Annotated in this window: 17 protein-coding genes; all 17 read left to right on the top strand. The window is 58.2% G+C overall.

Annotation, left to right across the window (positions count from 1 at the left end; genetic code table 11):
* Nucleotides 1-2: 2 nt before the first annotated feature.
* Nucleotides 3-638, top strand: a complete 636-nt coding sequence (locus HCK86_RS05300) for a DUF2460 domain-containing protein (RefSeq protein ID WP_176083413.1) — start codon at nucleotides 3-5, stop codon at nucleotides 636-638.
* Nucleotides 635-1,525 (top strand): DUF2163 domain-containing protein, encoded by an 891-nt coding sequence (locus HCK86_RS05295; protein WP_176083412.1) that lies wholly within the window; start codon nucleotides 635-637, stop codon nucleotides 1,523-1,525. Before HCK86_RS05300 ends, HCK86_RS05295 begins: the two co-directional genes overlap by 4 nt.
* Complete coding sequence (locus HCK86_RS05290; protein WP_176083411.1) at nucleotides 1,522-1,959, top strand: NlpC/P60 family protein; 438 nt, start codon at nucleotides 1,522-1,524, stop codon at nucleotides 1,957-1,959. Before HCK86_RS05295 ends, HCK86_RS05290 begins: the two co-directional genes overlap by 4 nt.
* 14 nt (nucleotides 1,960-1,973) lie before the next feature.
* The gene (locus tag HCK86_RS05285) at nucleotides 1,974-5,813 is read left to right on the top strand and encodes a glycoside hydrolase/phage tail family protein (RefSeq protein ID WP_176083410.1); all 3,840 of its coding nucleotides are present in this window, start codon (nucleotides 1,974-1,976) and stop codon (nucleotides 5,811-5,813) included.
* Between the two features lie 17 nt (nucleotides 5,814-5,830).
* On the top strand, nucleotides 5,831-6,040 hold the full coding sequence (locus HCK86_RS05280) for a hypothetical protein (RefSeq protein ID WP_176083409.1): 210 nt from the start codon (nucleotides 5,831-5,833) through the stop codon (nucleotides 6,038-6,040).
* Nucleotides 6,041-6,265: 225 nt separating this feature from the next.
* A complete protein-coding gene (locus tag HCK86_RS05275; protein WP_176083408.1) occupies nucleotides 6,266-6,505 on the top strand; it encodes a hypothetical protein in 240 nt (79 codons plus the stop codon).
* Between the two features lie 45 nt (nucleotides 6,506-6,550).
* On the top strand, nucleotides 6,551-7,213 hold the full coding sequence (locus tag HCK86_RS05270) for a response regulator transcription factor (RefSeq protein WP_176083407.1): 663 nt from the start codon (nucleotides 6,551-6,553) through the stop codon (nucleotides 7,211-7,213).
* Complete coding sequence (locus HCK86_RS05265; protein ID WP_176083406.1) at nucleotides 7,210-8,589, top strand: HAMP domain-containing sensor histidine kinase; 1,380 nt, start codon at nucleotides 7,210-7,212, stop codon at nucleotides 8,587-8,589. The genes HCK86_RS05270 and HCK86_RS05265 overlap by 4 nt, the downstream gene beginning before the upstream one ends.
* A gap of 136 nt (nucleotides 8,590-8,725) precedes the next feature.
* Nucleotides 8,726-9,142: a hypothetical protein gene (locus HCK86_RS05260; RefSeq protein ID WP_176083405.1), complete on the top strand. Its 417-nt coding sequence runs from the start codon at nucleotides 8,726-8,728 to the stop codon at nucleotides 9,140-9,142.
* 43 nt (nucleotides 9,143-9,185) lie between these two features.
* On the top strand, nucleotides 9,186-10,091 hold the full coding sequence (ccmI, locus tag HCK86_RS05255; protein WP_210259815.1) for a c-type cytochrome biogenesis protein CcmI: 906 nt from the start codon (nucleotides 9,186-9,188) through the stop codon (nucleotides 10,089-10,091).
* Nucleotides 10,088-10,540: a cytochrome c maturation protein CcmE gene (gene ccmE, locus HCK86_RS05250; RefSeq protein ID WP_176083403.1), complete on the top strand. Its 453-nt coding sequence runs from the start codon at nucleotides 10,088-10,090 to the stop codon at nucleotides 10,538-10,540. Before ccmI ends, ccmE begins: the two co-directional genes overlap by 4 nt.
* Nucleotides 10,537-12,564, top strand: coding sequence for a heme lyase CcmF/NrfE family subunit (locus tag HCK86_RS05245; protein ID WP_176083402.1), 2,028 nt, complete (start codon nucleotides 10,537-10,539; stop codon nucleotides 12,562-12,564). Before ccmE ends, HCK86_RS05245 begins: the two co-directional genes overlap by 4 nt.
* The gene (locus HCK86_RS05240; protein ID WP_176083401.1) at nucleotides 12,561-13,022 is read left to right on the top strand and encodes a cytochrome c-type biogenesis protein; all 462 of its coding nucleotides are present in this window, start codon (nucleotides 12,561-12,563) and stop codon (nucleotides 13,020-13,022) included. The genes HCK86_RS05245 and HCK86_RS05240 overlap by 4 nt, the downstream gene beginning before the upstream one ends.
* Nucleotides 13,023-13,163: 141 nt before the next feature.
* Nucleotides 13,164-14,702, top strand: a complete 1,539-nt coding sequence (locus HCK86_RS05235; RefSeq protein WP_176083400.1) for a Do family serine endopeptidase — start codon at nucleotides 13,164-13,166, stop codon at nucleotides 14,700-14,702.
* 112 nt (nucleotides 14,703-14,814) lie between these two features.
* Nucleotides 14,815-15,555 carry a response regulator transcription factor gene (locus HCK86_RS05230; RefSeq protein ID WP_176083399.1) on the top strand — a complete coding sequence of 247 codons (741 nt, stop codon included), beginning with the start codon at nucleotides 14,815-14,817 and terminating at the stop codon, nucleotides 15,553-15,555.
* The gene (locus HCK86_RS05225) at nucleotides 15,556-16,968 is read left to right on the top strand and encodes a HAMP domain-containing sensor histidine kinase (RefSeq protein WP_176083398.1); all 1,413 of its coding nucleotides are present in this window, start codon (nucleotides 15,556-15,558) and stop codon (nucleotides 16,966-16,968) included. It abuts the gene before it with no gap.
* Nucleotides 16,969-17,110: 142 nt separating this feature from the next.
* A complete protein-coding gene (locus tag HCK86_RS05220; RefSeq protein ID WP_246739455.1) occupies nucleotides 17,111-20,038 on the top strand; it encodes a bifunctional [glutamine synthetase] adenylyltransferase/[glutamine synthetase]-adenylyl-L-tyrosine phosphorylase in 2,928 nt (975 codons plus the stop codon).
* The last annotated feature ends 46 nt before the right edge of the window (nucleotides 20,039-20,084 follow it).

Below are 20,084 nucleotides of genomic sequence, written 5' to 3'. Positions count from 1 at the left end.
ACATGTCGGGCGGCTTTCACGATGTGCGGTTTCCGTTGCGCCTCTCCCTTGCCACAAGTGGGGGACCGGTGCGCAGAACCGATATCGTCAACCTTTCCAACGGGCGGGAAAACCGGAACCAGAGATGGTTCGATTCCAGACGCAGCTACGATGCGGGATCTGGGCTACGCTCACTGGACGATCTCTACGAACTGATGGCGTTTTTTGAAGCGAGGCGCGGTCAGCTGTTTGGCTTTCGCTTTCGCGATCCTGTTGATTTCAAATCCTGCAGCCCGCTGCAGACGGTCTCGGCGACTGATCAATTCATCGGGACCGGCGACGGAACGACGGCCAGTTATCAATTGATCAAGACCTATGGCGATGCCGGTTCAAGCTTCGTCCGGTCGATTGAAAAACCGGTCTCCGGAACGCTCAAAGTCTCCGTCGACGGTGCCGTCGTGTCCGATGTTGTGCTCGACGCAGCGACCGGGGTGATGACCTTTGTTGCCGGGGCGATACCGGCAGGCGGTGCCGCGATCTTCGCCGGATTTGAGTTTGATGTGCCGGTGCGTTTCGACATCGACCGTATTGAGGTCAATCTCAAGACATTCAAAGCGGGCATGGTTCCCAGCGTGCCGCTTGCGGAGATCAGGCCATGAGGACAATCAATGAGGCTCTGTCCAGCCATATTGCCAATGATTCGACGACGATCTGCTTCTGCTGGCGGCTGTCGCTTGAAGATGGCGGCGTTCTGGGCTTTACCGAGCACGATCGCAATCTGACCTTTGACGGAACGACATTCCAGGCGGCGAGCGGCTTTGCCGCATCGGCGCTGCAGAGTGATGGCGGTCTCGGGGCTGATACGAGTGAAGTGGCGGGCGGCTTTTCCAGTGATGCCATTTCGGAAGAGGATCTGATCGCCGGCCGGTATGAGGGGGCGAGGGTCGAGTATTTCGTCGTGAACTGGCAGGAACCATCGGCATTTCAGCTGCTCTCGGTACAGGAACTCGGCGACATCCGCCGCGAGGCGGGCGCTTTTCATGCCGAGCTGCGCTCGCTTAGCCATAGGCTTTCGCAAGCGAAGGGCCGAAGTTTTGCGCGGCGTTGCGATGCCAAGCTGGGCGACCAGCGCTGCGGTATCGATACGAACAGCCCGGACTATTCCGCAAGCGGCACGATTGCAGAGGTTCTGGCCGATAACCGGCTATTGCTGACGCTGGGGCAAAGCTTTGACGAGAATTTTTTTGCCTATGGCACGATGACTTTTACATCCGGCCTGCTTTCAGGCCAAAGCGTTGATGTTGAAGCCAACCGCGTTTTCGGCAGCGGCGTGAAGTTTGATCTCTGGCTGCCGCTCACGGCACTGCCTGAGGTCGGCGCCGGCGTTACGGTGTATGCCGGATGCAACAAGGCATTTTCGACATGCAAGGCAAAATTTGCCAATCAGGTGAATTTCAGGGGTTTCCCGCATGTGCCGGGGGCGGATTTTGCCTATTCCTATGTCGATGGTGAAAGCCTGCATGACGGAAGTCCGCTTTTCTCATGAGCACGGCTGGAGAACGGGCCGTTGCGCTGGCTCAGGACTGGATTGGCACACCCTATCGGCACCAGGCCGGGAAAAAGGGCATCGGCTGTGATTGTCTCGGTCTCGTCCGCGGCGTCTGGTGCTCTCTTTACGGAATAGATCCCTTTGACGGTGAGCCCTATTCGGTCGACTGGGCGGAACATGGCGGTGAGGAGCGCATTCTCGCTGCCGCGCGGAGCTATTGTGGCGCGCCCGTCGCGCTGCCGATGATGGAAGCGGGTGACCTTCTGGTCTTTCGCTGGCAGGCGCGCTTTCCCGCCAAGCATCTGGGTATTCTCGCCGACCAGCAAAGCTTCATCCATGCCTATGAACAGGCTGGTGTGATCCGTTCGGCACTGGTGCCTTCATGGCGCCGTCGCATTGCCGGCGTGTTCCGCCTTCCCGATATCAACTGAACCGGAGACCCTTCATGGCGACGATTTTGCTTCAGGTTGCCGGCACCGTGGCCGGCAGCGCCTTCGGCCCGATTGGCGCGATGGCCGGGCGTGCTTTTGGCGCGCTTGCCGGCAGCGTGATCGATTCACGGCTTTTCGGGGGCGGCACGACCACGCAGGGGCAGCATCTGGGGGCAGTCCGCCTGGGAGGCGTGGATGAGGGGGCGCCATTGCCGCGTGCCTATGGTTCGGTACGTCTCGGCGGAACCTTGATCTGGGCGACGCGGTTTGAGGAGGTTTCGATCATCGAACGCACGGGCAGCAAAGCCTCGGGTACGAAAACCGAAACCTTCTCCTACTTCGGCAATTTCGCCTTTGGCATTTGCGAAGGGCCGATTGCTGCCATCCGTCGTGTCTGGGTCGATGGTCGTGAGCTTGATCTTACCACTGTGGAAATGCGCGTTTATACCGGCCGTGAAGATCAGATGCCTGATCCACTGATCGAAGCGAAACAGGGGAGCGGCAATGCTCCGGCCTATCGCGGGCTTGCTTATGTGGTTTTTGAGCGCCTGCCTCTGGACGACTATGGGAACAGGATACCCGTGGTTCAGTTTGAGGTTCTGCGCCCCACGGGCAGACTGGAAAATGAGATCCGGGCTATCACCATTATCCCCGGGGCCACGGAACATGGGCTCTGCCCGTATGCCGTCACGGAAATCAGCAGTCCCGGCTCTCAGCGCATCCTCAATCGTAACAATCTGATGCGTGCGACTGACTGGGAGGCTTCCATCGATGAACTGATGGCACTCTGTCCAAATCTCGAAAGTGTCGCTCTTGTGGTTGCCTGGTTTGGCGATGATCTGAGGGCGGGCAACTGCACCTTGATGCCGGGCGTCGAGACTTTGTCTCGCAATAAGGAAAGTTCGCCATGGCGTGTGAGCGGCATAACGCGGTCCGAAGCCCGGCTGATATCCACGAATGACGGCGGGGCGGCTTACGGTGGGACGCCCAACGACGCCGGGCTCATTGCAGCGATTGCGGATCTGAAGGCACGCGGGCTGAAAGTGTTTCTCTATCCCTTTGTAATGATGGATATTCCGAACGATAACACTTTACCCAATCCTTATGGCGGCTCGCCGCAGCCGGCCTATCCCTGGCGCGGACGCATCACCTGTGATCCAGCCATTGGAGCGACCGGGACGGTTGACCAGACTTCGCAGGCGGCCGATCAGCTTGCCGCATTCCTGGGCAGCGCTGCCGCAGGGCAATTCACCGCTGCACAGGGGAGCATTTCCTATTCCGGTACCGGCTGGGGCTATCGCCGCTTTATCCTACACTACGCCCATCTGGCAGAGGCTGCTGGTGGTGTTGACGGCATTATCATTGGCTCGGAAATGCGGGCGCTGACCGCGATCCGCGACGAATATGGCAGCTTTCCTTTTGTCGATGGGCTCGTGTCTCTTGCCGGTGCGGTCCGTTCCGTCGTCGGGACGACAACGGCGCTGACCTATGCAGCCGACTGGAGCGAGTATTTCGGCTATCACGCGCCCGACGGCGATGTGTTTTTCAATCTTGATCCGCTCTGGGCATGTGAGGCCATCGATGCCATCGGCATTGACAATTACATGCCCTTGTCCGACTGGCGCGACGAGGATCTGGCTTCTGCCAGCCCCGACGGTTTCAGGCTGGCCAATGATCTGGCGGCGTTGAGGAGGAATATCACGTCCGGCGAAGGGTTCGACTGGTATTATGCCAGCTCAGACGCCCGCGATGCACGGCAGCGTACGCCCATTACTGACGGACTTGCGGGCAAGCCATGGGTTTTCCGCTACAAGGACATCGAAAACTGGTGGTCCAACTATCACCATGAGCGTCGCGACGGCGCCGAGAACGCCACGCCAACCGCCTGGCAGCCGGGGATGAAGCCGGTCTGGTTCACCGAATTGGGTTGCCCTGCAATCGATGCCGGTGCGAACCAGCCAAATGTTTTCTTCGATCCGAAGTCCACCGAAAGCGCTTTGCCCTATTTTTCGAGCGGAACCCGCTCTGATGCAAGCCAGCGACGTTTCGTCGAGGCCCATCTTGGATACTGGGAAAGCGACGACGCTCTGGCGGGTATGGTCGATCCGGGCAAGATCTTCCTGTGGTGCTGGGATGCACGACCATTTCCAGCATTTCCAAGTGATACCACTGTCTGGAGCGACGGGGCCAACTGGCTCCGGGGGCACTGGCTCAACGGACGTCTCGGCGCTTCTACGCTCGGTGATACGATTGAAACGCTCCTGACGGACCACGGCTTCGACAACTTCGACGCCGGGCAGGTCAGTGATGATCTGATCGGCTATCAACAGGCCGAACTGGCATCGGCAAGAGACCTGCTTGATCCTCTTCTTGAATTCGGACTTGTCGATGTATGCGAGGACGGCGGGGTTCTGACATTTCGGTCGAGGCTTCGAGCAAGCCTTCCGCCAGCCGAGCTGCCGGTGCTTGTGGACTCTCCAAACGCACCGCAATGGAGTGAAAAGCTGTTGCACGAGGCAGAGATCGCCGGCGAGGTGGTTGCCATTTTCAGCGATGCTGCCAACGACTATGAACAGGCAACGGTCCGTTCCAGTCGAACGCTCGTGGACAATGACCGGGTTGCGATGCATAGCCTGCCCGCGGTGTTCAACGAATCCGGCGTGCGCCTTCTGGCAGACAATCTGCTCAGGGATGGGCGAATTGCCAAGCGTGAACTCAGCTTCTCGCTGTCGCCACAACGCCTTGAACTCGAACTGGGCGATGTCGTATCCCTCAGCGACGGTCCCGCTGGCCGTTTCCTGGTGACCCGGCTTGAGCAGAACGGGGCGATTGAGGTTACCGCGCGTGCCTTTTCGCCATCGGTATCGGCGGCTTCATCCGGCGAACAGGTCTTGCCGCGATTGCCAAGGCTGAGCCCATCGGGCTTTGCGCCGCGGGTCATTCTCATGGATCTGGCCCGCTTTAACAGCGACGAGGCCGAAAGCTTTGCCAGGATTGCGGCTTACGCAAATCCATGGCAACGACTGGTTCTGTCCTCGTCATCACAGAGCGAAGGTTATTCAATGTGCATGACGGTCGATCGGCCGGCATCGACGGGATCCGTTGCCGCATCCCTCGGCTCCGGCGTTTCCGGGCGTTTCGATTATTCGCAGTCGCTCGTGATAGCTCTGGATTTCGGTGCGTTTGCCTCAGCGTCGAAGCTGGCTGTTCTGAATGGATCCAACCGGCTGGCTGTGCGGGCCGCCAACGGCCAATTCGAGATCATCGGCTATCTGAATGCCGAAGAAACGGCGCCGGGGCTCTGGAGCCTTTCCGGCCTTTTGCGCGGGCTGGCCGGAACTGAAGATGCCATGACGGCGGGTGCTGAGATCGGGGCAGATGCGGTGCTTCTGAACCAGGCTGTGGTGTCGATTGAACTGAGCGCAGAAGCGCGTGGCCTGGAGCGAAACTATCTCGTGGAAACATCTCTGGCGCAGGTTGATCCGGCGGCTCCCTATGCCTTCACCGGCGGCCTTCGCGCAGAGATGCCATTGTCGCCGGTTCATCTGCGCGGACAACGCAATGGCGGCAATGATGTTGCCTTCAGCTGGGTGCGCAGGTCACGCATTGACGCTGATGACTGGGCGGCTTTTGACATACCGCTTGATGAAGACAGCGAAGCCTACAGGCTGGAAATTCTTGTTTCTGGCAGCGTTGCCAGACTCGTCGAAATCGATACGACGGCGTTCATCTACACAGAAGATATGCAGCTCGCCGACTTTGGATCTGTGCCGGAAGCCATTTCGGTCAGACTGTACCAGCTCGGGCGGAAGGTTCCGTTCGGCGTGGCACTGGAAAGGACGATTCAGTTCTAGAAGCAAAGGAGAAAATGATGGAAAATGTAAAGAAGTGGTACCTCTCCAAGACCGTTTGGGGAGCTCTGATTGCAATCTCGGCTTCACTGGCAAAGGTCGGTGGTGTTGAGGTCGATGCTGGCATGCAGACCGAACTTCTGAATTCGATCATGACACTTGTCAGCGCTGGCGGTGGCGTTCTTGCGCTGATCGGGCGGTTGTCTGCGACCAAATCGCTGAAAGCCTAGCCAGTGTCGGAGCGGCATGCGGGAGAAGCCTCCCGTCGGGCATGCGGCGGGGAGCATTGACCGCTTTCCCACATGCCATCTCTGCCCATATTGAATAGCCCGTTGTAGATACTGGCTGCAATGTAAGCTATTCATTCACCATTCAGCCTGTTTTTGATAGACGAAACCATGATTAGAGGCGTTCCTGTGCCGGGTGTGTATATTTTGTTCAGAGATGGCAGCGCGATGAAGAAGCTGATGCTGATCGCTATTTTGCTGGGGGGCCTTGCCCCGGTGCAATCGAGTCTGGCTGCTGATTGCAGCAAGGCGGCATCAGCTGTGGTGTCGAGTACAGGCGGTCAGCTCCTTTCGGCTGTGCCCGCAGAGGATGGCTCAAAATGCGTCGTAACGGTGATCGTCAATTCGAATGACGGCAGTCCGCCGCGCAAGATTTCCCGAACAGTTCCAGCGAATGGAGCGGGTTGATCCGACTGCCCGCTCTGCTTTGCTGAAGGAAGAAACGGTTGATACATGAGAATTCTGGTTGTTGAGGATGATGCCAACCTGAACCGGCAGCTTGCCAGTGTCCTGCAGGAGGCTGGCTATGTCGTTGATGCCGCCTTCGATGGGGAAGAGGGGCATTTTCTGGGTGATACCGAGCCCTATGATGCCGTCATTCTGGACATTGGTCTTCCCAACATTGATGGCGTTACGGTTCTGGAAAGATGGCGATCAGCCGGGCGGAACATGCCTGTGTTGATTCTGACGGCGCGGGATCGCTGGAGTGACAAGGTTGCGGGTATCGATGCCGGGGCTGATGACTACGTAACCAAGCCATTTCATACCGAAGAGGTGATGGCGCGGATCAGGGCGCTGATCCGCCGCGCCGCCGGACACGCTTCGACACGGCTTACCTGCGGGCCAATCGAGATTGACGTCAAGGCATCCAAGGCGACCATGGATGGCAATTTGCTGCGTCTGACCTCCCACGAATACCGACTTCTCTCTTATCTGATGCACCATCAGGGCGAGGTTGTCTCCCGCACCGAACTCACCGAGCATATGTATGATCAGGATTTTGATCGTGATTCCAACACGATTGAAGTCTTTATCGGCCGATTGCGGAAGAAGGTCGGCGCGGAGTGGATCGAAACCGTTCGCGGCCTGGGTTACAGGATGCAACCGCCATTATGAAGCGAATCAGGTCACTTACGTCTAGATCGCTGGCCTTGACCACTTTCTGGTGCGTCGTTGCCCTTGTCGTGATCGCATTTGTGATCTCAGCGCTTTACAAGCAGGCCGCCGAGCGCGGCTTCCGCCAGTTGCTTCAGGCGGAAATGTACAATGTGATCAATTCTGTTTCGATCGACCACAAGGGCGAACTGGCCGGTTCGCCGCAGCTGGGGGATCTGCGCTATCAGCAGCCGTCGACGGGCTGGTATTGGGTTGTCGATCCGCTTTATGCCGAAGGCAGCCACTCCCTGACTTCGCCGTCTCTGGGGGGCAGCAATCTGCCGATGGCCGGTGACGCGGTTCCTTATGACGGCAACTTCCGGCGCAGCTATGTCGTTCATGACGACAAGGGAAACAACCTTACAGTTCTTGAGACCACGGTTGTTCTGGACGATGACGGACGTACCGCCCGTTTTCGTGTGACCGGAAACCGAAAGGCCGTTGATGAGGATGTCCGCTGGTTCTCACGGCGGCTCTATCTTGCGCTCGCGCTCTTTGGCATCGCCAGCATTCTGGTGAATGCGCTGGCGATTTTGTGGGCGCTGAAGCCACTGGATGAGACCCAGCGCGCTTTGAGCGAAATTTCAGCGACCGGCGATGGAAATCTTGCGGGTGCTTTTCCAGCCGAGATTCAGCCACTTGTAGACGAGATCAATGCACTTCTCTCGAATAACCGAGCGATCGTCGAGCGCGCACGCATGCAGGTTGGCAATCTCGCCCATTCCCTGAAGACGCCTATTGCGGTGCTCGTCAATGAAGCACAGGCGATGGATGAGAAACACGGCAAGCTGATCACATCACAAGTCGGGGTGATGCAGGCTCAGGTGACGGCCTATCTCAATCGCGCAAGAATTGCCGCGCAATCGGAGTCCGTGTTGACCCGTTGCGATCTTCTGCCGACGCTTGAACGTCTCAGGCGCGTGATGCGCCGTCTCAATCCTGATCTGGAATTTGCGCTTTCCTGCGATGCCAATCTCGTTGCGATGACCGAACAGCAGGACCTGGAGGAGATCATTGGCAATCTTCTCGAGAATGCCGGGCGGTTCGCTGCACGCCAGGTGTCGATCGCGGCTGTCGAGCTTGCAGAGTGGCAGGAGGGGCACGACAAAAGTTGGATAGAGATAAGCGTGGAAGATGATGGACCCGGCTTGACGCCAGACCAGATCAAACGTGCAATGAAGCGTGGTCAGCGCCTCGACGAGAACGGCCTCGGCGCAGGGCTTGGTTTGTCGATCATTGATGACATTGTGAATGCTTATGGTGGTTCATTCGAACTTTCCGGCTTGGCCGAGGGCGGACTGCGCGCGCGCGTCGTTCTGCCCGGCAAACGCATCTGATAGCCTTAATGGCGCCATATCGGAAAATTACCACCGCTAAGAACGGGTTTCGATAGTCTCGCTCCGAAACGAGCAAACGCAATCGGCGTGCGTTTTGCTTAAAATTCTTTGTTGCGCCGTCTGAAACGGTCATAACGTGAAGCAATCCACCTATGCTGTCTTTCTGTTGCTCGGCCTTGCCGGTTGTTCAACCCTTCCTGCACCCAGCATATCGATCCAGAAGGTCGTATCTGATGGGGCACAAAAGGCAGATACCAGTTCGAGCGCCCTTGATGCTGCATTGCTTCGTCGGTCAGGAGCGACATTGAGCGCATCCGATGCGAATAAGGCTATTGAGGCCGAGTATTACGCGTTGGATTCGGCTCCGGCCGGAGAAGACGTCCCCTGGCAGGGGAAGCAGGCTTCCGGCAGCGTCTCAGCAGCCTCTCCCTATCGTGTTGGTGATGAGGAGTGCCGACAATACACCCACAAGATTAATGTCAATGGCACGCAATTCGTTGCGCGCGGTGCGGCCTGTCGCAGCGATGGCGGATCGTGGGTGGCGCTCGATTGAAGCGGAACATCCGCGATGATTTGGTTGCTGCAGTGAATTTTTCGTGTGTTGGAAATTTCCTGTTCCTGACGTAGCAAGGGGAATGCTGTTTTTCGTAACTGCCTCACTGTTTGTCTGCCTCACCGTTCTTGCGGTCATGCTGCCTTTTGTGCGCAGGGCGACCCAGCGTGAGCAACAGCCGGGCGAGCATCGAAAGCGGCTGTTTGCTGACCAGCTCGAACAGATTGAGGATGACCTGGCACAGGGTGTCATTGACGCGAGCACCTATGAGAGTGCACGGGCTGAGGTCGGCCGGCGGCTGATTGCCATCTCGAATGAGATTGGCGACAAAACCACACGCGATGAGAGCAAAAGACGTGTGGTTGCAGCGCTGGCAATTGTGTTGCCTGTGATCATGCTTGGCGGTTTTGGCTATCTGTTCTTCGGATCGCCAAACATGCCCGACATGCCGCTTGATGCGAGACTCGCTGCCGAAAAACCCGATCTGCCTATTCTGATCGCAAAGGTTGAACGTCATCTGGCGGAAGTGCCGGAAGACGGGCGAGGCTGGGAGCTGATCGCGCCGATCTATTTTCGGGAAGGTGCCTTCGAAAAGGCAGAGATCGCCTATTCGAGAGCAATTGCGATCCTCGGCGCCGATGCTGACAGATTGACCGGTGCAGGAGAGGCGCTCGTAGCTGGCGCGTCAGGTGTTGTCACTGACCAGGCGCTTGATTTGTTCGATCGGGCTTTGGCATTGCCCGGTGACCATTTCCGTGCTTCCTTTTACAAAGCCCTGGCTTCCGAGCAAAGCGGCGCACATGATCGGGCGCTTTCCCTGTTCGAGGCTATGAAGCCTTTGCCTCCGCCGTCCGACCGCTGGAGTGCGCTTCTTGACCAGCACATTCGCCTGAATGAGGCCGCGGCCCAACCGGCGGGCACAAGCGAATTGCCAGGAACTACGCCATGAAGCGGAAGCAGAAACGACTTGCAGTCATTGCCGGCGGCATTGCCTTCATCGCGGTCGCGATCCTGCTCGTGCTGTTCGCGCTCAGCCGTTCAATCTCCTACTTCTATATGCCTGCCGACCTGCGCGCCAACCCGGTTTCCTCCGGGACAAGGATACGGCTTGGCGGTCTGGTCGAGACAGGTTCTGTGATCCGCGACGAAGGGCGTATTGTTCGCTTCGAGATCACGGATGGCAGCGCCAAGGTTCAGGTTCGCTATAGCGGAATTCTGCCGGATCTTTTTCGTGAAGGGCAGGGCGTTGTTACGGAAGGACATTTCGACAGCAAGGGCGATATCTTCATTGCCGATACGGTTCTGGCCAAACATGATGAGAATTATATGCCCAAGGATGTCGCGGATCGCCTGAGGCGCGACGGTGTCTGGGAAGGCGATAAAGAGGAGGGGAAGTGATCACCGAGCTGGGGCATTTGTTCTTGTTCCTCGCATTGGCCGTTTCGGTGATCACGATGGTGATGCCGATGGTCGGGGCGGCTTTGGGCAATCGCGTCTGGATGGCCGTTGGCAGCAGCGGCACGCTTGTCATGTTCGCGCTGATAGCAACGTCGTTCTGCACGCTCCTTCACGCCTATGTCACATCGGACTTCTCCGTCAGGAATGTATGGGAGAATTCCCATTCGCTGATGCCGCTGATCTATAAATTTACGGGCGTCTGGGGCAATCACGAAGGCTCTATGATGCTGTGGTTGCTTATATTGAGCTTCTTCAGCGCTCTTGTCGCAGCTTTCGGCCATGGGCTTGCTCCCGAGTTGAAAGCACGTGTGCTTGCTGTTCAATCGTCTATCGCCCTGGCGTTCCTTCTCTTCATTATCTTCACCTCCAATCCCTTCCTTCGGCAGTTTCCTGCTCCCGCTGAGGGTCGCGACCTAAACCCCGTCCTTCAGGATCCCGGGCTGGCGATCCATCCGCCCCTTCTTTATCTCGGATATGTCGGATTTTCGGTGTGCTTCTCATTTGCGGTTGCGGCGCTTATCGGCGGACGTCTTGATTCTGCGTGGGCGCGCTGGGTCCGCCCGTGGGCGCTTTTGGCTTGGATGTTCTTGACGCTTGGCATCGCAATGGGCTCGCTGTGGGCCTATTATGAGCTGGGCTGGGGCGGATGGTGGTTCTGGGACCCTGTTGAGAATGCTTCCTTTATGCCCTGGCTTGTCGGGACGGCACTGCTGCATTCTGCGATCGTCATGGAAAAGCGCGAAGCGCTGAAGGTCTGGACCGTGCTGCTGGCGATCCTGACCTTTTCCCTGTCACTGCTGGGCACGTTCCTGGTGCGATCCGGCGTTCTGACATCGGTCCATGCCTTTGCGACTGACCCGTCCCGGGGCATCTTCATCCTGGCTATTTTGACGGTGTTCATCGGGGGCTCTCTGGCGCTTTATGCTTGGCGTGCTGCGCTGCTCCGGCAGGGGGGGGTGTTTGCGCCGATTTCGCGCGAGGGCGCGCTGATTTTCAACAATCTGGTCCTGACCGTTGGTGCCGGCACCGTGTTGACGGGAACGCTCTATCCCCTGATTCTGGAAACACTCACGGGGAACAAAATCTCTGTCGGAGCGCCCTTTTTCAATCTGACATTTGGCACGCTGATGGTTCCGCTCCTGCTTGCTGTGCCGTTCGGGCCGATGCTGGCTTGGAAGCGCGGCGACCTCGCTGCGGTTGGACAGAGGCTCTTCGCGGCCGCAGGTCTCGCGCTTATTTGTGGCGCCGTCGTCGTATATCTGTATTCCGATGGGCCGCTGTTGGCGATGCCGGCTGTGGCGCTTGCCGTCTTTCTGATTCTGGGCGCGCTGAGCGATCTTGTATATCGTTCTGGTTTCGGGCGCGTATCGCCTGCTGTCGCGATGTCCCGTTTTCTCGGCCTGCCGCGTTCGGCATTCGGTGCAGCGCTTGCACATCTGGGCCTCGGTGTGAGTGTTCTTGGCATTGTTGTCGTCAGCCTGTTTGCAACCGAGAATGTGCTGGAAATGCAAACCGGTGACAGAACCGAAATCGGCAATTTCCAGATCACCTATCTGCGCAAGGAGCCCGCACGAGGTCCGAATTATGTCGAGACGCGTCGCTATTTTGGTGTGGCCAGGCGCTCTGGTGCAAAATTGGGTGAGGTCTATGCGGCCAAGCGCGTTTATCTTGCAAACGATATGCCGACGACAGAGGCAGGAATGCTGACCCGTTGGGTCAGCCAGATCTACATTTCTCTCGGCGATGACAGCAAGGATGGCAAAACGGTCGTACGTATCTGGTGGAAGCCGGGAATCCTGCTGATCTGGCTCGGAGCCATTGTCATGGCTGTGGGCGGTGGGGTTTCGTTGAGCGACCGTCGTCTCCGGCTCGGAGTGCCGCAGCGCTCCAAGGCCCGCCCCCCGTCAAAAGCGACCGAAACGGCAGTGCCGGACAGCCCGGTCGGTGAGGGAGATATGGCATGATGCGCGCCACTTTCCTTGTTCTGCTTCTCATTTTCGGACTTGGCTGGCCGATCGCGGCGTTTGCGGTGGATCCGGACGAGATGCTGAGCGATCCCGCTCTTGAACATCGTGCCCGGGCGATTTCGGCGCAACTGCGTTGTATGGTTTGCCAGAACCAGACCATCGATGAATCGGATGCTGACCTTGCCCGTGATTTGCGGGTGTTGGTACGTCAGCGGCTTGTTGATGGTGACTCTGATTCGCAGGTCATCAGCTATATCGTGTCGCGTTACGGTGATTTCGTTCTGCTCAAGCCGCGGCTGACGATCCAGACCCTGCTGCTCTGGGGTGCCCCCATCATATTACTTGTGGCCGGGGCCGGGGTCATCCTTGTAAGACGTCGCAAGACAAACGATGAAACAAAGCCGCTTACCCATGCGGAAGAGGCAGAAATATCGCGTATTCTCGATAGAAATTGATGGTTGAATATAAAAAATACGTTACATTACCAAAACGTCATTCAGAGGACAGTATTCTGTAATCCTGCTGTTTATATATTCTCCTCATCCAATAAGACGCTTCGTTCAAGAAACGTTACTGAGAGGAAAAGGTAATCCAACATGTTTCACCAGAATAATGAACGCCTGAAGTTCAAGCCGCTCCTGAAGGCTTCTGCCGCGGCTGGCGTTGCCGCTGTGCTTTTCTCTGCTGGTGTTCCCGTCGGAGTTCAACAGGCGCTGGCTGATCCGATTCACGTCGATGCCCCTGATGTCCCTGGTTTTGCCGACGTCGTTTCTGCTGTGTCGCCTGCTGTCGTTTCCGTTGTTGTAGAAAGCAGCGTCAAGCAGGTGTCTCAGAATGACGGTTTCTCCTTCGGCTTTGGCGGTCGCGGATTTGATGATCTGCCGCCGGACAGCCCATTGAGGAAGCTTTTCCCTGAGCTTGGCTCTCCCAACCAGCCGCCGGTGCCGTCTCAGCGTAAGGGCCGTCCGCGTCCCGTCGCTCAGGGTTCGGGTTTCTTCGTCTCCGATGACGGATACATCGTCACCAATAACCATGTGGTGAAGGAAGGCGATGCCTTCTCGGTCGTGATGAATGACGGCACGGAGTATGATGCCAAGCTCGTCGGAACCGATCCGCGCACTGACCTTGCGGTCCTGAAGGTCGATGCTGACAAGAAGTTCACCTATGTTCAGTTCGCTGATGACAGCAAGCTGCGCGTCGGCGACTGGGTTGTTGCCGTCGGAAATCCATTTGGTCTCGGTGGTACGGTAACGGCCGGCATCGTTTCGGCGCTGGGCCGCGACATCTCATCCGGTACCTTCGATGACTATATTCAGGTCGATGCTGCCGTGAACCACGGCAATTCCGGAGGTCCGACATTTGACCTGAACGGCGAGGTTGTCGGCATCAATACGGCGATCTTCTCGCCCTCGGGAGGCAATGTCGGTATCGCATTTGCCATTCCGGCCCACATCGCCAAGAACGTGGTTCAGGAACTGATCACCGACGGTTCGGTCAGCCGCGGCTGGCTCGGCGTTCGTATTCAGCCAGTTACCAAGGATATTGCTGAATCGATCGGTCTGGCCAAGCCCGAAGGCGCGATGATCGCCGAACCAACCGAAGACAGCCCCGGTGCCAAGGCTGGCCTGGTAAAGGGTGATGTTGTCACGGCGGTCAATGGCGATGTCGTCAAGGATGCGGCTGATCTTTCCCGCAAGATCGGAAGCATGCAGCCGGGTGACGAAGTTGAGCTCTCCGTCTGGCATGACGGCAAGTCAAAAACGGTCACTCTCAAGCTCGGTACCTTCCCGACGGACGATCAGCTGGCCGCTGCTGACGGCAGCACGGATAATGGCTCGGCGACTGGCTCCGACATGCTGATGAAGCGTCTCGGAATTACGGTCCAGCCTTCCGACGATGGTCAGGGCGTGACGGTAACGTCCGTCGACCCGAACTCGGTCGCTGCTGACAAGGGTATTGCCGAAGGTCAGAAGATCCTGAGCGTGAACAATGCCGACGTCGGTTCGAGCGATGACGTTCTGAAGCAGCTTCAGGCATCTTCCGACAAGGGGCGCTCTCAGGCTCTGTTCCAGGTCGAGACCCAGAACGGGACGAGCTTCCTGGCTCTGCCGACTGACGACGAAGACAAGGGCTGATTCAGCCTGATCGTGAGGCTGGCAGGCGGTGATTTCGCCTTTCAGCCTCACTTGCTGTGTCGGAATGCTTCAGATCGAAGCAGGCAATGCCATATGCGACGGGGAAAATGCGATGAACGCAGTTGAAAGCGATGCTGCATCTTGTAACCAGGCTTCGCAGGGCGCTAATGTCGCCGCCATGCGTGTTCTTGTTATTGAAGATGATCTTGAGGCTGCAGCCTATCTGACAAAAGCCTTTCGCGAGGCCGGGATTGCCTGTGAGCATGCCGGCGACGGCGAGAGCGGTCTGTTTATGGCCAGTGAAAATGATTACGATGTTCTGATCGTGGACCGGATGTTGCCGCGCAGAGATGGCCTCTCCCTGATTGCCGCCCTGCGCGAAAAGGGCAGCCATACGCCGGTTCTGATTCTCTCTGCACTGGGGCAGGTCGACGACCGGGTAACGGGTCTTCGCGCCGGTGGTGATGATTACCTGCCAAAACCTTATGCTTTCAGTGAATTGCTTGCCAGGGTCGAGGTTCTGGGGCGGCGCAAGGGTGCGCCGGATCAGGACGTGATGTACCGGGTAGGGGATCTTGAACTCGACCGCCTTTCCCATGAAGTGCGTCGGGCGGGGCGCGAGATATCGCTGCAGCCGCGCGAATATCGGCTGCTCGAATATCTGATGAAGAATGCAGGCCAGGTGGTGACGCGCACCATGCTTCTCGAAAATGTCTGGGACTATCATTTCGATCCCCAGACGAATGTCATTGATGTTCATGTTTCACGCCTGCGCTCGAAGATCGAGAAGGATTTTGATCGTCCGTTGCTGAAGACGATCCGCGGCTCGGGCTATATGATCAAGGCAGACTGAATGGGCAGGTTACGCCTCTTGTTACGATCGACGGCTGTGAAGCTGTCGATCATTTACGTTGTGCTGTTTGGATTGTGCGCTGCCGTGATGGTTGTCTATGTCACGGCCGTTTCCGAACGTCTTGTGGTTCATCACATGCGTGATTCCCTGGAGCAGGAGATCACACAGATGCGCGACACCTATCAGCGTGGCGGTATGCGTCTGCTGTTCAGCGTGATTGACAGGCGGGCGCATCAGCCTGGTGCGAATATCTACGTTCTTGCCAGCCCACAGGGCGAAGTGCTTGCTGGCAACGTCGCCTCCATTCAGCCGGGCACGATTAATGATACCGGTTGGATTGATCCGCCTTTCAGCTATGAGCGATTCTCGGAGCCTGACAGACCCAGCCGGGCCAATGTTGCTACAGGCTATGTCTTTGAACTGCAGAACGGCATGCGCCTTTTGATCGGGCGCGATCTTGGTGATCCGGAAGAACTGCGACTGATCCTCAAACAGGCTCTGCTGCTTGCCCTCTTGATCATGGGGGTTGGTGCGCTGATCATCTGGCTGGCGATCGGCAGGACCGCACTGCAGCGCATCGATGGCATGTCGAGTGCGAGCCGCAAGATTATGGCAGGCGATCTGTCGCAACGGCTTCCGGTTTCGGGGTCCGGCGATGAGTTCGATCGCCTGTCTGACTCGCTCAATGTCATGCTCGAACGCATCGTCAAGCTGAATGAGGGGCTGCGGCAGGTCTCCGACAATATTGCCCATGATCTCAAGACGCCGCTGACGCGGTTGCGCAACAAGGCGGCGGACGCCATTGCCGAAGAAGATGAGCAGCAGCGCCGGCTGGCGCTGGAGGGGATCATTGCCGAGTCGGATCAGCTGATCCGAACCTTCAATGCACTCCTGATGATTTCGCGGGTCGAAGCCGGCTCCTCTGCTGCCGAAATGTCTGAGATTGACCTTTCCGCCATCACCACGGATAGCGGCGAGCTTTACGATCCCGTGGCCGAAGAGGCCGGATTGCGACTGGTCTGCGACATCGAGGATGGATTGAAGATTTCCGGCAATCGCGAATTGATCGGTCAGGCAATTTTCAATCTGCTGGACAATGCGATCAAATATTCTTCCGATTGCTCGAAAACCGGTGAATTGCGGCTTGTCCTGCGGCGTGACGATGACGCGGCTGCGCTGATCGTTGCCGATGATGGGGCGGGGATCCCGCCTGAACAGATGGATGAGGTCAAGAAGCGTTTCGTCCGGCTGGACAGCAGCCGGTCAAAGCCGGGAACGGGGCTCGGCCTGTCGTTGGTGGAAGCCGTTGTCGAGATGCATAAGGGCGAACTCTCTTTGGCGCCAGCTTCGCAGTATTTCCCAGAGATTCAAGGCCTTGCGGCCATCGTGAAACTCCCGCTCAGCGCGGTCTGAGGCCATGCGTCTCTGACCGGGCTTGCCTTTGTCCTGACAAACCGCTCTAACGCGGCATGGACTGCTCCGTGTTGCCGAACCGTTGCCGGCAACGTTTGGACAAAGGGAGGACGCTTTCATGATGTTGCCAGGAGAGGCGTGCTTGGGCAGGCGCCCGGAGCCATTGATCCATCCGCTTGGCGATGCTTCCCTTGCCAGGGCCTGTGTGGCCCTCGGCGAAGCCGCAGCAAAGATCGCCAGACCGGATCTGGCCGAGCAGCCTACGCCGCTCTTCAATTTCCTGAGTGCGGCCTTTTCGCTCTCTCCCTATCTTCTCGATACCTGCCGCAGTGATCCGACCGTTCTGGCCGCGATCGACCTGCCGCTGGGTGCGCAGCTAGATGCCTTGATCGTGGATGTGCGGCAGGCCTGGCGCGAGGGGGATGGCAATGCAAGCGAGGCGCAGCTGATGACGCGTCTGCGTCGGGCAAAGCGCCATTTTGCCTTTCTCGCAGCTCTGGCCGATCTGGACGGGCTATGGCCGGCCGAGACGACCACCGGTCTTCTGAGCCGCTTTGCCGAGGCTGCCGTCGCCTCTGTCATGGATCATCTGTTGCGGGCAGCAAATGATTCGGGCGACATGACGCTCGCTGAGCCTGATCGGCCTTCGCTTGGTTCGGGCGTGGTCGTGCTGGGCATGGGCAAGCTCGGCGCCGGGGAGCTGAACTATTCCTCCGATATCGATGTTGTGGTCTTCTTCAATCCCGATTGTGCCGCCATTCCCGATCCCGACCGGTCTTTGGCCTTCTTCCCGCGCATGATGCGGCGCTTCGTGCGGATCCTGCAGGAGCGCACCGGTGACGGTTATGTCTTTCGCACCGATCTTCGCCTCCGTCCGGATCCGGGCTCGACGGCTCTGGCTGTGCCTGTCGAGGCCGCGCTCGTCTACTATGAAAGCCGTGGTCAGAACTGGGAACGCGCTGCCTATATCAAGGCGAAGCCGATTGCCGGGGATATTGCTGCGGGCGAGGCCTTCATCCGGGAGATGACGCCCTTCATCTTCAGGAAGTATCTCGATTACGCGGCGATTGCCGATATCCATGCAATCAAGCGGCAGATCCATGCCCACAAGGGCTTCGGGCTCGTCGCCGTGAACGGCCATAATGTCAAGCTCGGGCGTGGCGGTATTCGCGAGATCGAATTCTTTGTTCAGACCCAGCAACTGATCGCTGGTGGCCGCATGCCACAGCTCCGCCAGCGCCGCACGATCGACGCGCTCGATGCGCTGCGTGAGGCGCGCTGGATCGATGAGCCAACCAGCAGCGAACTCAAGAAGGCCTACTGGTTCCTGCGTGACGTCGAGCATCGCATCCAGATGGTGCGCGACGAGCAGACCCATGTGCTGCCGGAGGGCGATGATGAGCTTCTGGGCATTGCCTTCATGCTGGGTTTTGACAGCGTCGCCGCCTTTGCCGAGGTGCTTCTGAAGACACTCAAAGTCGTCGAAAAGCGCTATGCCCGTCTGTTCGAGCGTGAGGAAACCCTGTCGTCGGAAACTGGAAATCTGGTTTTTACCGGCGAGGATGATGATCCCTCGACGCTTGAAACGCTTTCCCGTCTCGGTTTCGAGCGACCCTCGGATATCTCCCGGGTCATCCGTACCTGGCATTATGGACGCTATCGGGCCACCCAGTCGACCAAGGCGCGTCAAAGGCTCACGGCATTGATGCCGGCACTGCTGAAAGCCTTTGGTGAAAGCCGCAGGGCCGATGAGGCGCTGCTGCGCTTTGATCGCTTTCTCTCCGGCTTGCCTGCCGGCATTCAGCTCTTCTCCTTGTTGACCAACAATACCAATCTGTTGCGGCTGGTTGTCGAGATCATGTCAGCAGCGCCGCGTATGGCCGAAATTCTGGCCGCGCGGCCGCATATCCTTGATGGCATGCTGGACCCGGCTCTGCTGACCGAGCTGCCGACCCGAGATTATCTCTCGCGCCGCCTTGAGGCCTTCATGAGCGGCGCCACGCTTTACGAGGAGCGGCTGGACCGGCTGCGGATCTTCGCCGCGGAGCAGCGTTTCCTGATCGGCATCCGGTTGATGACCGGAGCGATCAGCGGCTTTGCCGCGGGGCATGCTTTCACCACGCTTGCGACGCTGACGATCGGGGATGCGCTTGAGGCCGCCGAGACGGAGATGGAGGCCGCTCACGGGCGTGTGGCTGGTCAGCGTGTCGCGGTGCTGGCGATGGGAAAACTCGGAAGTGCCGAGCTGACAGCGGGCTCCGATGTTGATGTGATCGTGCTCTATGATTGCGCCGATCCGCTATCGGTCTCCGATGGTGACAAGCCGCTCGATGTGACGCGGTATTTTGCCCGTCTGACACAGCGGCTGGTCGCCGCGCTTTCTGCGCCGACTGCCGAGGGCGTTCTCTATGAGGTGGACATGCGGCTGAGGCCGTCGGGCAATGCCGGGCCGCTGGCGACCCGGCTGGCCGCCTTTGAGAAATACCAGAAGCAGGAAGCCTGGACCTGGGAGCACATGGCTCTGTCGCGCTCGCACCCGCTTTGCGGAGATGCCTCGCTGATGCAGGATGCCGCTGCCGTCATCGATGAGGTGCTTTCCAGAGAACGCGATCAGAAGTGTCTTGCTTTTGACGTTGCCGATATGCGTGCGAGGATCGGCAGGGAGAAGCCCGCAAAGAGCCTATGGGATCTGAAACTGGTGGATGGCGGACTCATTGATATCGAGTTCCTGGCGCAATATAGCCGCCTCAGCGCCGGTGGGCAGAAAGACGCCAGATCGGATGAGGAGACCCTGATGTCAACCGATGGCACGCTTGAGCAGTATGGGGAACTGGTGATGTCGTTCGAAGATGTTTCCATCTGCCGCAATGCGCTGCGGCTCTATACCGATCTGTCGCAGCTGACCCGGGCCTGCCTGCCATCCGGATTTGAGCCTGCGGAAGCACCGTCAGCCCTGATCGAGCGTGTGTGTCGCATCGCGGACCAGCCGGATATCAGCATGGTCGAAGCCTTGCTGAAGGATACCGGACAGGCGGTGCGCAGCATTTTCTTGAAGACGCTTTCGACGTGAGGCTGCGTCACAGCAACCGTGGTTCCTCGAGCGCCGCGCGTCCTTT

Source organism: Martelella sp. HB161492, from assembly GCF_013184775.1.
Classification (GTDB): domain Bacteria; phylum Pseudomonadota; class Alphaproteobacteria; order Rhizobiales; family Rhizobiaceae; genus Martelella.
Note: the sequence above shows the minus strand (reverse complement) of the source record. Positions and strands in the feature narration are given on the sequence as shown.

Coding starts and splice junctions, on each gene's coding strand:
- ccmE (WP_176083403.1), top strand. CDS start 10,088: ATGAAGCGGAAGCAGAAACGACTTGCAGTCATTGCCGGCGGCATTGCC.
- HCK86_RS05285 (WP_176083410.1), top strand. CDS start 1,974: ATGGCGACGATTTTGCTTCAGGTTGCCGGCACCGTGGCCGGCAGCGCC.
- HCK86_RS05235 (WP_176083400.1), top strand. CDS start 13,164: ATGTTTCACCAGAATAATGAACGCCTGAAGTTCAAGCCGCTCCTGAAG.
- HCK86_RS05240 (WP_176083401.1), top strand. CDS start 12,561: ATGATGCGCGCCACTTTCCTTGTTCTGCTTCTCATTTTCGGACTTGGC.
- HCK86_RS05295 (WP_176083412.1), top strand. CDS start 635: ATGAGGACAATCAATGAGGCTCTGTCCAGCCATATTGCCAATGATTCG.
- HCK86_RS05230 (WP_176083399.1), top strand. CDS start 14,815: ATGAACGCAGTTGAAAGCGATGCTGCATCTTGTAACCAGGCTTCGCAG.
- HCK86_RS05265 (WP_176083406.1), top strand. CDS start 7,210: ATGAAGCGAATCAGGTCACTTACGTCTAGATCGCTGGCCTTGACCACT.
- HCK86_RS05280 (WP_176083409.1), top strand. CDS start 5,831: ATGGAAAATGTAAAGAAGTGGTACCTCTCCAAGACCGTTTGGGGAGCT.
- HCK86_RS05225 (WP_176083398.1), top strand. CDS start 15,556: ATGGGCAGGTTACGCCTCTTGTTACGATCGACGGCTGTGAAGCTGTCG.
- HCK86_RS05275 (WP_176083408.1), top strand. CDS start 6,266: ATGAAGAAGCTGATGCTGATCGCTATTTTGCTGGGGGGCCTTGCCCCG.
- HCK86_RS05290 (WP_176083411.1), top strand. CDS start 1,522: ATGAGCACGGCTGGAGAACGGGCCGTTGCGCTGGCTCAGGACTGGATT.
- HCK86_RS05270 (WP_176083407.1), top strand. CDS start 6,551: ATGAGAATTCTGGTTGTTGAGGATGATGCCAACCTGAACCGGCAGCTT.
- HCK86_RS05300 (WP_176083413.1), top strand. CDS start 3: ATGTCGGGCGGCTTTCACGATGTGCGGTTTCCGTTGCGCCTCTCCCTT.